The 12,753-nt window shown below is 70.6% G+C and carries 12 protein-coding genes; 6 read left to right on the top strand and 6 right to left on the bottom strand.

Features of this window, described 5'->3' with window-relative positions; genetic code table 11:
• Positions 1-74 precede the first annotated feature (74 nt).
• Both ACWEPL_RS33445 and ACWEPL_RS33440 read right to left on the bottom strand, forming a co-directional pair.
• Entirely contained in the window at positions 75-293 is a 219-nt protein-coding gene (locus tag ACWEPL_RS33445) for a WD40 repeat domain-containing protein (protein ID WP_452438544.1), read from the bottom strand.
• Entirely contained in the window at positions 188-832 is a 645-nt protein-coding gene (locus tag ACWEPL_RS33440; RefSeq protein WP_452438543.1) for a WD40 repeat domain-containing protein, read from the bottom strand. The genes ACWEPL_RS33445 and ACWEPL_RS33440 overlap by 106 nt, the downstream gene beginning before the upstream one ends.
• Before the next feature lie 509 nt (positions 833-1,341).
• Between ACWEPL_RS33440 and ACWEPL_RS33435 the strand changes: the two genes are divergently transcribed.
• Positions 1,342-1,668, top strand: coding sequence for a peptidase inhibitor family I36 protein (locus tag ACWEPL_RS33435; RefSeq protein WP_452438542.1), 327 nt, complete (start codon positions 1,342-1,344; stop codon positions 1,666-1,668).
• Between the two features lie 234 nt (positions 1,669-1,902).
• Here the strand turns inward: ACWEPL_RS33435 and ACWEPL_RS33430 are convergent, their stop codons facing one another.
• Positions 1,903-5,127, bottom strand: coding sequence for a BTAD domain-containing putative transcriptional regulator (locus ACWEPL_RS33430; protein WP_452438541.1), 3,225 nt, complete (start codon positions 5,125-5,127; stop codon positions 1,903-1,905).
• Between the two features lie 102 nt (positions 5,128-5,229).
• On the opposite strand from ACWEPL_RS33430, the gene ACWEPL_RS33425 reads away from it, so the two are divergent.
• The gene (locus tag ACWEPL_RS33425; protein ID WP_363971746.1) at positions 5,230-5,871 is read left to right on the top strand and encodes a hemerythrin domain-containing protein; all 642 of its coding nucleotides are present in this window, start codon (positions 5,230-5,232) and stop codon (positions 5,869-5,871) included.
• Positions 5,872-5,913: 42 nt separating this feature from the next.
• Positions 5,914-6,339: a DUF4267 domain-containing protein gene (locus ACWEPL_RS33420; RefSeq protein WP_363971744.1), complete on the top strand. Its 426-nt coding sequence runs from the start codon at positions 5,914-5,916 to the stop codon at positions 6,337-6,339.
• Between the two features lie 208 nt (positions 6,340-6,547).
• On the opposite strand, the gene ACWEPL_RS33415 is transcribed toward ACWEPL_RS33420, so the two are convergent.
• From ACWEPL_RS33415 to ACWEPL_RS33405, 3 genes are read right to left on the bottom strand one after another with little or no spacing between them, the layout of a single operon-like run.
• Positions 6,548-7,684, bottom strand: coding sequence for a mandelate racemase/muconate lactonizing enzyme family protein (locus ACWEPL_RS33415; RefSeq protein ID WP_363971743.1), 1,137 nt, complete (start codon positions 7,682-7,684; stop codon positions 6,548-6,550).
• Complete coding sequence (locus ACWEPL_RS33410; RefSeq protein WP_350734155.1) at positions 7,681-8,616, bottom strand: dihydrodipicolinate synthase family protein; 936 nt, start codon at positions 8,614-8,616, stop codon at positions 7,681-7,683. The genes ACWEPL_RS33415 and ACWEPL_RS33410 overlap by 4 nt, the downstream gene beginning before the upstream one ends.
• Complete coding sequence (locus tag ACWEPL_RS33405) at positions 8,603-9,277, bottom strand: GntR family transcriptional regulator (RefSeq protein ID WP_355211933.1); 675 nt, start codon at positions 9,275-9,277, stop codon at positions 8,603-8,605. Before ACWEPL_RS33405 ends, ACWEPL_RS33410 begins: the two co-directional genes overlap by 14 nt.
• Before the next feature lie 177 nt (positions 9,278-9,454).
• Here ACWEPL_RS33405 and ACWEPL_RS33400 point away from each other — a divergent pair, with 177 nt between their 5' ends.
• Genes ACWEPL_RS33400 through ACWEPL_RS33390 form a run of 3 tightly spaced genes read left to right on the top strand, consistent with a single transcriptional unit; the run spans position 9,455 to position 12,626 of the window.
• Complete coding sequence (locus ACWEPL_RS33400; protein WP_452438540.1) at positions 9,455-10,813, top strand: ABC transporter substrate-binding protein; 1,359 nt, start codon at positions 9,455-9,457, stop codon at positions 10,811-10,813.
• Positions 10,810-11,724 carry a carbohydrate ABC transporter permease gene (locus ACWEPL_RS33395; protein WP_363971736.1) on the top strand — a complete coding sequence of 305 codons (915 nt, stop codon included), beginning with the start codon at positions 10,810-10,812 and terminating at the stop codon, positions 11,722-11,724. Before ACWEPL_RS33400 ends, ACWEPL_RS33395 begins: the two co-directional genes overlap by 4 nt.
• Positions 11,721-12,626, top strand: coding sequence for a carbohydrate ABC transporter permease (locus ACWEPL_RS33390; RefSeq protein WP_452438539.1), 906 nt, complete (start codon positions 11,721-11,723; stop codon positions 12,624-12,626). The genes ACWEPL_RS33395 and ACWEPL_RS33390 overlap by 4 nt, the downstream gene beginning before the upstream one ends.
• Positions 12,627-12,753: the final 127 nt, after the last annotated feature.

Genomic DNA, 12,753 nt, shown 5'->3' with positions numbered 1-12,753 from the left:
GCGTGGCCGGCGGTCCGGGGTCATTCCCCGGCGAGTCGCCGATCGACGCGGGTGAGCAGATCATCGATCGGTTCTCAGGCGGTGCAGCGCCACAAGCGCACGGTGCCGTCCCCGTGGGCGGTGGCCAGCAGCGGTCCCTCAGGGGAGAACTCGACGCTTTCAACGGTGGCGGCGAACCCGTCCACCGTCATGGGAGGGGCGGCCACGTTGGTGCGCCAGATGCGGGCCGTCCCGTCGTGTCCTGTTCCCGCCACCCATCGCCCGTCGGGGCTGAAGGCGACGGACCACACCATGTTCTGGTGGCCGCGTAACACCAGAGGCTCGCCTCGGCCGGATACGGGCCAGATCCGCACGGTGTGCCGTCGGTGCCCGCACTGGCCAGGAGCCGCCCATCCGGACTGAACGCGACAGCCCACACGAGACCTCGATGGCCGCGCAGGATCAGCGGGGGCAGGTCGCGGTGCGGGTCCCAGATCCGTACGGTGCCGTCCTGCCCGCCGGTCGCCAGCCGGCGCCCGTCCGGGCTGAACTCGGCGCTCCACACCACACGCTCGTGGCCACGCAGCACCACCGGCTTCGTCTCGCCGCCCGTGTCGGCGACCCGTATCGTGCCATCGGTGGCGGCGCTGGCCAGGCGCCTCCCGTCGCGGCTCACGGCCAGGCCCACCATCTCGCCGTCGTGCCGGTCCAGCACGCGATTGGTGCCGGCAGACCAGTCCCAGCTCCGGACGGCGCCGTCCACACCTCCGCTGAACACCCGCCGGCCGCTCGAATCGAAGGCCGCCGTCCACACCTCCTTCTCATGGCCGCGCAGCACCGAAACGAGCCCCATGCCTAATGCGCACGCCTGGAAAGCTGCTGATAACTGGGTGTTCCTGCTCTCGCCCGGAGCTGCCTGAGCTCGTACGCGAATCGGTGGAGCGGGTCATTCTCCGGATCCAGCACACGTTCAGGACGTCCCAACGCCTCATCCTCGGTGACAGTAAAGATCTGTGTCATCACAAATTGCAGTCAGGAATCGCATACCGCGAGATAAGTCTAACTCCGCTACACAGGCGCCTCCTCCTGACGATCCATCGCCCGCCCCGCAGGGGCCTGCGGCGAGGCGGACCAGGAGAACCACCGAGCTCTGGACAACGCCTCAGAATCAGATCCGGCCGCAGGTCACGGGCCTCGGCGGGGCTGCGCCTTGTTTATCCAGTCGCCGCGCCCTCGCTGGACAACCCACGGGTCACCTACAACTGGGTGAGATCGCGGGGAATGGCGACGAGCGCAACCCCTGAATCGCCGGAAACACGCATTCGGAAATCGCAGGTAATGCCAGTCGAAGTGAGGAGACAAATGCGAAAGACCCTGATCACGTTCGCCGCGGTAATCTTCGCGGTGTTCGGCCTGGCGGCCCCCTCGTCCGCCACAACCCCGGCCGACGAGAAACCGGTCGTCCTCGTCAACGAGAAGGGGGAGAGCGTCCTCAGCGTCCCGGTTCGCGCCAGTGAGGTCGGCATCCTGGCCTTCAGCGACTGCCCGAGCAGCTACAGCTGCTACTGGACGGGGACCGGTGGCAGCGGTAGCAGGGTCTACCTGACCTCCATCGTCAACAACGGAGCCGGTGTGACGCTGGCGACCAACATCCGCAACCGGACCACCACCATCCGGATCGACTGCTGACCACCATGCCGTCGCCGAGACACTGATCACGTCGCTTCTCAACTCGGAAGTCCGTCCTGGGGAGGCCACTTTCGGCCGCTCGCAGGCTGGGAGCTTGACCGATCGGCCTTCTCCCTCTCAGCCACTTCTCGCGGCACCCGGTTAGGGGCCCAGTCGTACGTGGCCCTGTGGACCCGCACGGTCGACCCCGTCCTGACGGGCCCGCGGCGCGGCGGGGGCCGAGCTGGGCAGAGGCTAGGTGGTCGTTCGCAACCGGGCCTCGGCGGCCCAGTGGGGTGCGTTCCACTGGTCGGCGATGGTGGCGGCCTGGGTGAAGTGGGCGGCGGCCTCGGTGCGGCCCAGGAAGAGGGCCAGCTCGCCGAGGGTGTGGGCGACCGGGGGCAGCGCCACCGCCAGGCTCGCGGCGCCCGCCGGGGGGTCGTTGCGGTGCGGAAGCAGCGTCGCGTAGATCTCCTCGGCGGCGTCGCGGTCGTTCAAGGCGACGATGGCCATCGCCCGCAACGTTGTGAGGAAGGTGAAGAAGAAGTCGGGGCGGATCGGGCTGGGTGACGCGCGGACCTCGCGGGCTTCGGTGTCCAGGCCGTTGGCGTGGAGGGCGAGCGCGAGCAGGTCGGAGGTCATGGCGCCGAGCGCGGTGTGGAGGGCGCGCACGTCGTCCAGGTGTGCACCGAGCGTGCCGTCGTTCAGCCAGATCGTGGCCAGGGCGAGTTGGAGAAAGCCCGTGGCGTGCACCGATCCGGCGCGCTGCATGCCCTCGTCGGCCTTGATGTAGAGGCGCTCGGCGTCGGCGAATCGGCCTTCGACGAGTGCCAGGGTCGCCAGCGTGATCTCGGCGACGGCGATCGCCTCGCGCATTCGGTAGGTGCGCGCGAGGTCCAGGGCCTCGGTGGTCGCCTGGCGCATGGTCACCGGGTCGTTGGCGGCGGCGGCGACGGTGGCAAGGTTGATCAGCCCGGTGACGCGGTAGACGGGCAGGTCGTGCTCGGTGCCGATCGCCACGAGCTCTCGGCAGAGCTCGGCGTCGCCGTGGACCCGGGCCAGGCTCTGGAGTGCCGCGGCCCGCAGCCGGGGGCCGGTGGCGAGGTCGAGTGCCTCCTGCGCTGCCTCCAGAACGGTCGGGTCGTCCTCGCCGACCAGTTCGTCCACGTACGCCGTCAGGAGCCGGGACCGCACCGAAGGGGTCAGGTCGCGCTTCAGCAGGCGGCTCAGGCGGTCGACGATGGACCGGTCGACCGTGCCGTACATACGGGCCTGCCAGGTGGTCGGCTCCGTCCACGCGGTGAATGCGGCGATCATCAGGTCGTCGCGGCCCAGGGACTCCGCGTACTCCACAGCTTCACGGCGGGTCTCGCGGGCGGCTCCGACGGCTCCCGCCCGGATCTGCGCGCGCAGCAGCCTGCCGAGCAATTCGATGCGTTCGTCCGGTCCGGTCGAGTTGGCGACGGCGTCGGTGAGGAGGGCGGCCGCCACGTCGTGGGCGTAGCGGGCCTCGGCAAGCTCGGCGGCCTGGACGCAGTAGCCGACGGCCTTTGGTGAGCCGGCGCGCGCGTAGTGGTGGGCCAGCGCCGCGATGTCGTGGGTGCCTTCAAGAGCGGCGGCGATCCGGGCGTGCATGCGGGCTGTGCGGAGGCGGCTGAGGTCGGCGATGAGGGTGTCCCTGACGAGGGCGTGGACGAAGCGGACGCGTCCGGGGGCGGGCTCGTTCAGCAGCCCGGCGATGACGCCCGCGTCCAGCGCGTCCATCACGCCGTCCTCGTCGGCGTCGGCGGCCTTGACGAGGACGTCCACCGAGCTTTCCCGGCCTGCGACCGCGGCCAGCCGGAGGATGGACACGCCTCCCTCGGGCAGGCGCGCGAGCCGGCGGCGGAGGACGTCCCGTACGCCTTCGGGGACCTCGGAGAGGGCCACCAGCGCGCCTTCGCCATTCAGCAGCCGGGCGCTTTCGCGCACATAGAACGGGTTGCCGCCGGTGCGCTCGGCGATCCCCGCGATGGTCTCCTCGTCGGCCTCGCATTCGGTCCGTACGAGCTCCGCGACGGCCTCGTCGTTCAGCCCCGACAGCGCCAGGCGGAGGGGCGTGGCGCGCGCGAGGGAGGCCAGCGTTTCGGTGAGGTGCCCGCTCTCGTCCGCGCGGTACGCGGCGACGACCAGGATCGGGGCCCGCATGCCGAGGCCGCCGCCGAGCAGTTCCAGCGTGGCGGCGTCCGCCCAGTGCAGGTCGTCCAGCACGACGGCGACCGGGCGTTCCGCGGCGACCGCCGCGAGCCATTTCCACACGGCCTGGCGCAGGCGGAACCGTCCCGCGGTGGCGTCGGCGTTCACCGGCTCGGTGTCGGTGAGCAGCGGCGCGAGGCCGTCGGCGAACTCGCCCGGGGACGTGGCCGCGGCAACGGCTCTCAGCGCCTCGGTCCAGGCCCACGCGGGCGGCGCGCTGTCGACCTCGGGGCAGTGGCCGACGGCGACCAGCCATCCGTCACGTTCAAGCCGCCTGCCCAGGTGTTCCAGTAGCGTCGACTTGCCGAGCCCGGCCTCGCCGGTGACAAGGGCGATGCGGGCGCCGTCGGTGGCGGCCTCGGTGGCGGCCTCAGTGGCGGCCGTGACCAGTGCCGACAGTTCCGCCTCGCGTCCGACGAACGGCGCCTCGGTGATCGGAGCCGGCCGCGGCAGCGGTGCGGTCGGCGGCGGCGGGGGCACGGTCTCGCGCAGGATGTCCGTGCGCTGGGTGAGGATCGCCTCCTCCAGCGCCGTCAGGTCCGGGCCGGGGTCGAGCCCGAGCTCCTCGGCGAAGATAGCGCGGGCGCGGCGGAGCGTCGCCAGCGCGTCGGCTTGGCGGCCACTGCTCCACAGTGCCAGGGCGTGCAGCCGCCAGCCCTCCTCGCGCAGCGGCTCATCGCGGGTGAGCCGCTCGGCCTCGGGGACCACCGCGGCAGCGTCGCCGATTCGCAGACCCGCCGCGACGTGCAGCTCGGTGGCGAGCAGGCGCAGCTCGTTCAGCCGGGCCGTCTCGGCGGCGGCCCACGGCTCGTCGGCGACCTCGGCGAACGCCGGTCCCTGCCACAGCCCCAACGCTTCGGCGAGCCGGGACCGGACGGCACGCGGGTCGGTGACCGTACGGGCCTGGTCGAGCAGGTCCTCGAACCGCCACGCGTCCACCGACTCCGGCCGCAGCCGCAGCGCATAGCCGGGCGACGCGCTCACCAGGAGCCGGGCCGACGTGCGCGGCGGGCGCCCGGGCTCCAGCAGCCGGCGCAGGTTGGACACATACGCCTGCAAGGACAGCAGAGCCCGCGCGGGTGGCTCGTCGCGCCACAGATCCTCGATCATCCGATCGACCGGCACGACCTGCCCACGCGCCGCCACCAGCAACGCCAGCACGCCCCGCTGCCGCGGCCCGCCGAGGTGAACGGCCGCACCGTTCACCTCGGTCGCGAACGAGCCCAGCACCCGGATGAAAACCATGATTCGCACATCGTACGTGGACGCTTCCAAATCGGCTCCAAGCCCCCTCCAAATACCCGGGAGCAGCCTGAACACATCGCCACCGATGAAGGGCAGGAACAGATGAGCGTCAACACCCAGGACATGGAGATCGTCCACCGCGCCTTCCGTCGCGAGTCGCGGCTGCTGATGGAGCTCGTCGCGGCGGTCGCCCCGGGTGACACCGCTCGCGCCAAGGTGATCGCCGACCATTTCCGTGACTACCGGCTGGGACTGAAGAACCATCACGAGGGCGAGGACGAGCTGCTGTGGCCGCCGCTGCTGTCCCGGGTCGATCTGGAGAGCGACATCGTCCTGCGCATGGAGGCACAGCACGAGCGCGTCGCGGCCACGCTGACCAGGCTGGACGCCGCGGTCCCGGCGTGGGAGGCCGCTGCCGGGGCGGACGAGCGCGACACGCTCGTGGCCGCCCTCGCCGACCACCGGGCCGTGCTTCTCGAGCACCTCGACGATGAGGAGGCCACCCTTCTTCCGCTCGCGGCCGAGCACATCACCGAAAAGGAGTGGGCCTCCCTGGGCGACCACCTGGTGGCCAACACGCCCAAGCTCACCCTTTTCACCCTCTTCGGCCTCGTCCTGGAGGACGCGAACCCGGCCGAGCGCGCCACGCTCCTGTCCGCCCTTCCCGCTCCGGTACGCGGCATCTGGCACATCATCGGCCGCCCCCGCTACGCCCGCCACATCAGCCGCGTCCGCGCCGCCTGACCAGACCCCACAGAATTCCCAAGCCCTCGCAGGAGAAGAACAATGTCACTGAAGAAGATCAACACCGTCCTGACCGCCGCCTTCATCCTCTTCATCCTCTGGTTCGGGACGGATTTCATCCTGAGCCCGGAGACGACGGCGCCGGGGTTCGGCCTGCCGAGCTGGCCGTCCGGCGACGGCGGCGGCTTCCTGATCATCAAGGGAATCCGCGACGTCGTCCTGGCCCTGGTCCTGGGCATCCTGCTGGTGACGGGCCACCGCCGGGCGCTGGGCTGGGTGCTGCTGGTGGAGGCGCTCGCCGCGTACGGCGACATGACCACCGTGCTGGCCCACCACGGCTCCGTGGCCACCGCGTTCGGCGTCCACGCCCTGACCGCGACGCTGATGGTGATCAACGGCCTGCTGATGATGCGCGAGACCCGCAAGGTCGCGGCCGCTCCGGCGACGCCCGCCCCGCATCCCGCCTGACGCCGCGCAGCAACGGTCCCAGGACGGTCGCCTACGGCATCCACGGCACCCCCGCCGGCGCTCGTGCGTCACGCGCGGCGGGCGGGTGTGACGGTGACCGCGCAGGAGCGCGTGGCCCGGTGGGCGCGGGCGTGAAGTGGGGGCAGGTGCCGGCGGCGACATGATCACCAACCCGGAGACGCCCCGCACCTGCCAGGGCCCCGCGGTGTCAGCAGAACGCGAGGGACCCGTCCGGCCGGACGGGAACCCGGCGTTCCCAGTGCACGTAGTCGTCCTCCGCCAGGGCATCCTCGTCGATGGTGATCCCCCAGCCGGGCCGGTCGGGCCGCAGCTCCAGGTGCCCGTCGACCGGCACGTACGGGTCCGGGCACCACCTCGTCGTCTCCGGCTTGTACTCCAGGATCGAGAAGTTGCTGCAGGCCGCGGCGAAGTGCACGTTGTGCGCGGTGGCCAGGGGCCCCATCGGGTTGTGGGGCGCCACCATCGTGTTGAAGGTCTCGGCGAGGGTCGCGATGCGCCGCATCTGGGACATGCCGCCCACCACGCAGATGTCCGGCTGGACGAGGTCGGCGCCCCCGTGGGTGAGCAGGTTCAGGAACTCGTGGGGAGAGTACAGGCTCTCGCCGGTGGCCAGGGGCACCTCCAACTGCTGGCGCAGGTGGCCCCAGGAGGCGTAGTGCTCCGGGCGGAGCGGCTCCTCCAGGAAGAGCGGGTCCATCGGCGCCAGGGCGTTGCCGAGCTGAACCGCCTGGTAGGGCTCGAAGATCTTGGCGTGCGCGTCGAAGGCGAAGTCGAACTCCTCCGGGCAGCACCGCCTGACCTCCTGAGCCCATTCCGCCGTCTCGGCGACGACGAGGCCCCAGCGTCTGGCGTGCAGGTCCGTACGGAACGGGCTCAGCTTGAAGGCGGTGAATCCGTGTTGCCGGTGCAGCTCGGTGGTCTGGCGGCGGCACTCGTCGGGGTCGGGCGCGGAGTAGAGCCCGCAGTAGACGCGCACCCGATCTCGTACGGCGCCACCGAGCACCTGGTAGACGGGCACGCCGAGCGCCTTGGCGGTGATGTCCCACAGCGCGTGGTCGATGGCGGCGATCGCCGCCAGCCCGAGCGCCCCCTGCGGGAACCTGGCGGTGCGGAGGAGGAGCTGGGACACGTATTCCACGCGCCGCGGGTCCGCACCCCCGATCTGCCCGCCGAGGTAATCGAGCAGGGGGCCGAGCGCCAGGTCGGGGCCATGGTTGTAGGCCTCGCCCCAGCCGCTGACGCCCTCGTCGGTGTCGACGCGCACCAGCACCCGGGGACGATCGCCGACGCGCTGCACGAACGAGCGGAGGCCGCTGATCCTCATGACGCCGCCACGGGCAGGGGCCCGAGGTCGTCGGCCTTCGCCCACTCGGTGAGGATCCGCGCGACCTCCTGCCGTTCGGGTTCGCCGAGGACGGTGCTCGGCGCCCGGACCGCGCGGTCGCACAGGCCGAGCTGGTGCATCGCCTCCTTGACGACGCTGACGTTGTTGGCTCCGCCGTCGACCGCGCGCAGGTGCTCGAATCGCGCGATGTCGCGGAGCATCCGCTCCGCCGCCGGATAGCGCTCCTCGCGCAGGGCGTCCCTGAGCCGGAGCGAGAAGGCGGGGTTGACGTTCACCAGCCCGGAGGTGAAGCCCTCGGCGCCGTGGACGGCGTAGGAGAGCGCGTACGGTTCGGCCAGCCCGGCGATCCAGACGAACCGGTCGGGGCCTGTCTCCGCGCGTAGCTGCGCGAAACGGTTCACGTCCGCGACGGCGTACTTCAGGGCGATCACGTTGGGGCACAGGTCGCCCAGCCGCGTCAGCAGCCGGCCGTCCACCCAGGCGTTGCGCAGGTAGAGGACCAGGGCCAGGTCGGGCACCGCTTCGGCGATCTCCCTGTGGTAGTCGAGCCAGCCCTGGGCCGACACGTGCGGGTGCACCGGCTGGTGCACCATGACCATCCGGATGCCGTGCGCCGCCGCGTGGCGGGCCTCCTCGACGGCGGTGGCGACGTCGAGGCCGATCCCGGCCAGGAGGTGCGCCTCTCCCTGAACGGCCTCCGCGGCGGCCGTGATCAGCTGGAGCCGCTCCTCGGCGCTCAGGGCGTAGAACTCGCCGGTGTTGCCGTTCGGGGTGAGCACGTTGACGCCCGCGTCGACCAGGCGGCGCAGCAGCGAACGGTACAGCGCGAGGTCGGGGACGCCGCCGGCGTAGGGCGTGACCGGGATGGCGACGACGTCGCGCAGGGCCCGGGAGAGCTCACCGAACCTCACGGCCGGCCTCCTTGATCTGCTGGAGCGCCCGCTCCTGGAACACGCTGATGTGCTGCAACACGAGCCGGGCCGCCTCGTCGGCCTGCCCGTTCAGTGCCGCCTCGAGAATCTGCCGGTGCTCCTGCGCCTCGTCCTCCCAGGAGGGACGCTGGGACCAGACGTTGACGGAGATGAGGGCCGTCTGGTCGCGCAGCTGGTCGAGCACGCCGACCAGCACCTCGTTGTCGCAGTCGGCGTAGAGGGCGCGGTGGAAGTCGCGATTGGCGAGGCTGCGGGTCACCTCGTCCGTGGCCTCGTCCGACTTGCGCAGGGCCTCGCGGGCTAGCCGGCCGCCGTCGCTCAGCCCGGCCTCGACGCTTCGCCGCACCGCGGCCGGCTCGATCAGGCACCGGGCGTCGAACACGCTCCGGGTGAGGCGCTCGTCGACCTTGCGGACCGTCACCCCGGTGTATTCGCTGATGGTGACCAGGCCGGCCCCGCTGAGCGTCTTCAGCGCCTCGCGCACCGGAGTCTTGGAGACACCGAAACGGCTGGCGAGCTCCACCTCCACGAGGGCACGCCCGGCCGGCAGCTCGCCGCTCAGAATGCCGCGACGCAGCGCTTCGAGGACGAGGGCCGTCCTCGAAGACGCTTTGATCGCGCCCAACGCTGTCTCACTCACCCGCGCTCCTTCACTTGTCATCGACCACCGCAACCGGCGCTCCGTCTGGCCGCCGGGGGGATCGGAGGGCATATGGCCCATTGTATAGAACCGACCATACCCTAAATCTCATATCTCATGTACCGTATGGCAACCGCACAGCGGAGCGCAGTTCTTGGTGAACGAGAGGAAAGACCCATGACCCGTCAGCACCACCCGGCCGAGGTCCTCGGCCGGTACGCCCTGTCCCGGCGCAGCTTCATCCGGACGGCGGCACAGGCCGGCGTCGCCATGGGTCTGGCGTCCGCGGTGAGCGCCTGCGGCGGCTCAGGCGGCGGCAGCGGCGGCAGTGTCACGCTGCAGTTGTGGGACACCGACACCCGCCCGGAGCGCACGGCCAACCTCAAGAAGCTGATCTCGATGTTCGAGGCCAAGAACCCCGGCATCCGCATCAACTACCTGGGCCTGCCCACCGACCAGTACATGCAGAAGATCAACACCGCGATCGCCACGCGCTCCACACCCGACCTGCTCACCCCGAAGGCGTCCGACCTCGCGGCCCTGGTGGCCCAGAACGCGCTCGCCCCCCTGGACGAACGCCTGAAGAAGGCCGGCCTCGAACAGCACATCTCCGAGCAGATGCTCAAGTCCACCCGGGCCGCCGCCCCCGACGGCAAGCTCTACCTGACGCCCACCACCAGCCTCGCCGACGTGATCTACTATCGCGCCGACTGGTTCCAGGAGGCCGGGCTGAAGCCGCCGGCCACCTGGGCGGACTTCGACGCGGCCGCGAGCCGCCTCACCGACGCCTCCTCCGGCCGCTTCGGCTACACGCTGCGCGGCGGCAACGGCTTCTTCAGCCAGTTCGTGCAGATGGTCTATCCACGCGCGGGCGTGAGCACGTTCTTCCGCGAGGACGGGTCCTCCACGCTGGACGACCCCGCGGTCATCGCCGCCTGCGAGAAGTACGTGGCCCTGTTCGGCAAGCAGACCGCGCGCAGCGATCTGACCGCAGACTTCAAGACCATGGTGGCCCAGTTCGGCAACGGCGGCGCGGCCATGTTGAGCCACAGCATCGGCTCCTACCCCAACCACGTCGCCGCCCTGGGAGCCGAGAAGGTCGGCGCCGTCGCGCCCTTCCCCGGGCCGGACGGCCAGGTGCTGACCGGCTGGATGACGACCGGGTTCGCGATGTTCCAGGAGAGCGAGCACCAGGAGGAGGCCTGGAAGTTCCTCGCCTACACGATGGAGCCCGAGGGCAACAGCTTCTGGGCCCAGAAGTCCGGATACCTCCCGGGCAACAAGACGGTCGCGAAAGAGAAGTGGGTGACCGAGAACGCCGCCATGAAGGCCGCGCTGGACGCCGCCGCGAAGCCCGGCGTCGTGACCCTGGAACAGCCCTACTACCTGCCGGAATTCACCTCCATCACCGTCACCGACCTGCTTCCGGAGTGGCAGAAGGTGCTGCAGGGCAGCCTGACGCCCCGTGACTTCCTCGCCGCCGCGGCCACGGCCCTGACCACGGCCAAGCGCAAGTACGACAAGGAGCACGGATGAGCTCCACGACCGCCGAACCGGTGCACCGCCCGGCCGGGTCCCGGGCCGGGCACGCGTACCTGCTGATCGCGCCGGCCGTCGTGCTGGTGCTGGTCTTCCTGCTCTATCCCGTGCTCAGCGTCTTCTGGGAGAGCCTGCGCCACCACAACCTCACCCGGCCCCTCGACGACGGGTTCGCCGGCCTGGACAACTACCGGGCACTGCTGGCCGACGAGCGGTTCTGGCGGAGCCTGCGCTTCACCGCCCAGTGGGTGTTCGTGGAGGTGGGGCTGCAGTTCGTGCTCGGCCTGGCGCTGGCGCTGGTGCTGAACCGCACCTTCGTGGGCCGCGGGCTGGCCCGCGCCCTGGCCTTCAGCCCATGGGCGGTGTCGGGCATCCTCACGACGACGATCTGGATCCTGCTCTACAACCCCACCACCGGGATCGGGCACTACCTGGCGTCCATGGGCATCGGCGAGTACGGGACCTCCCTGCTGTCGGATCCCGGCACGACCTTCTGGGCCCTGGTCATCGCCGAGCTGTGGAAGGGCATCCCGTTCTTCGCCATCCTCATCCTCGCCGACCTGCAGTCGGTCCCGCTGGAGCTGTACGAGGCCGCGAACGTCGACGGCGCCGGGCCGCTGCGCCGGTTCTCGTCGGTGACCTGGCCGCACATCCGCAGGGCCGTGGTCATCGCCACGCTGCTGCGGGCGGTGTGGGAGTTCAACAACGTCGACCTGCTGTACACGATGACCGCCGGCGGCCCGGCGGGTTCGACGACCACGCTGCCGCTCTACGTGGCCCAGACCGCCATCCACGACCAGGACTTCGGCTACGGCTCCGCGCTCACCGTCACGGCGTTCCTGCTGCTGACCTTCGCGTCCCTGGTCTACCTACGCATCAGCTCCGGCGATTCCAAGGAGGGCAAGTGAGCCTCGCCACCCGCGACGACGTCGGGCGGGTCCCGGCGACACCACCGACCCGGGGGCACGCGACCGGCGCGCACGCGGCCCGCAAGCGGCGGCGCTCGGCCGGCGGCCGCCTGATGCTGTGGTTGCCGCTGACGTTGTTCCTGCTCTTCACGCTCGTCCCGTTGTACTGGATGGTGCTGTTCGCCTTCCGGCCGCCGGGTTCCACGGCCCTCGTGCCGTGGCCCATCACCCTGGAGAACTTCCGCAGGGTCTGGGAGGGCTCGGGCTTCGGCGTCTACTTCCGCAACAGCATCGTCGTCGCGGTCGCCAGCCTCCTCGTGTCGACGGTGATCGGCATGCTCGGCGGGTACGCGCTCGCCCGCCTCACCTTCCGCGGCAAGAACGTCTTCCTGGTCATCATGCTGTGCACGCAGTTCATCCCGGGCGCCATGATGCTCATCCCGCTCTTCCAGATCTTCAACGGGCTCTATCTGACGAACAGCCTGTGGAGCCTGATCATCGCCGACACCGTCTTCCACCTGCCGCTCTCCCTCGTCCTCATGGCGGGCTTCATCAGAAATGTGCCGGTCTCCCTGGAGGAGGCGGCTCAGGTGGACGGGTGCGGCCGGATCCAGGCGTTCTGCGCGGTCGTCCTGCCGCTGCTGAAGCCCGGGATCGTCGCCGTCGGGTCCTTCGCGTTCATCAGCGCGTGGAACAACTTCCTGTTCGCCATCATGTTCATCAGCTCGCAGGACCGGTTCACCGTGCCCGTCGGGCTGAGCTACCTGCTGGGGGAGTTCGGCACCGACTTCGGCGCTCTCGCCGCCGGGGGCCTGATCGCCGTGGCGCCCGTCGTCGTGCTCTTCGCGTACGTCCAGCGCTTCCTCATCCAGGGGTTGAGCGCCGGCGCGGTCAAGGGCTGACGTCGGTGTGCGGTTCGATGTGGGGAGCGCCCGGCCCGGCGGGCGAGTTGCCGTAAGCTGCGGCCCGATCGGTCGCAGGCATGCGGCCCGCCAGTGCGGGTAATGACCGCCACCGAGCGGAGGGTTG

The sequence above is a fragment of the Nonomuraea sp. NPDC004186 genome (assembly GCF_053603495.1).
This window is presented reverse-complemented; position numbering and strand designations above follow the sequence as displayed.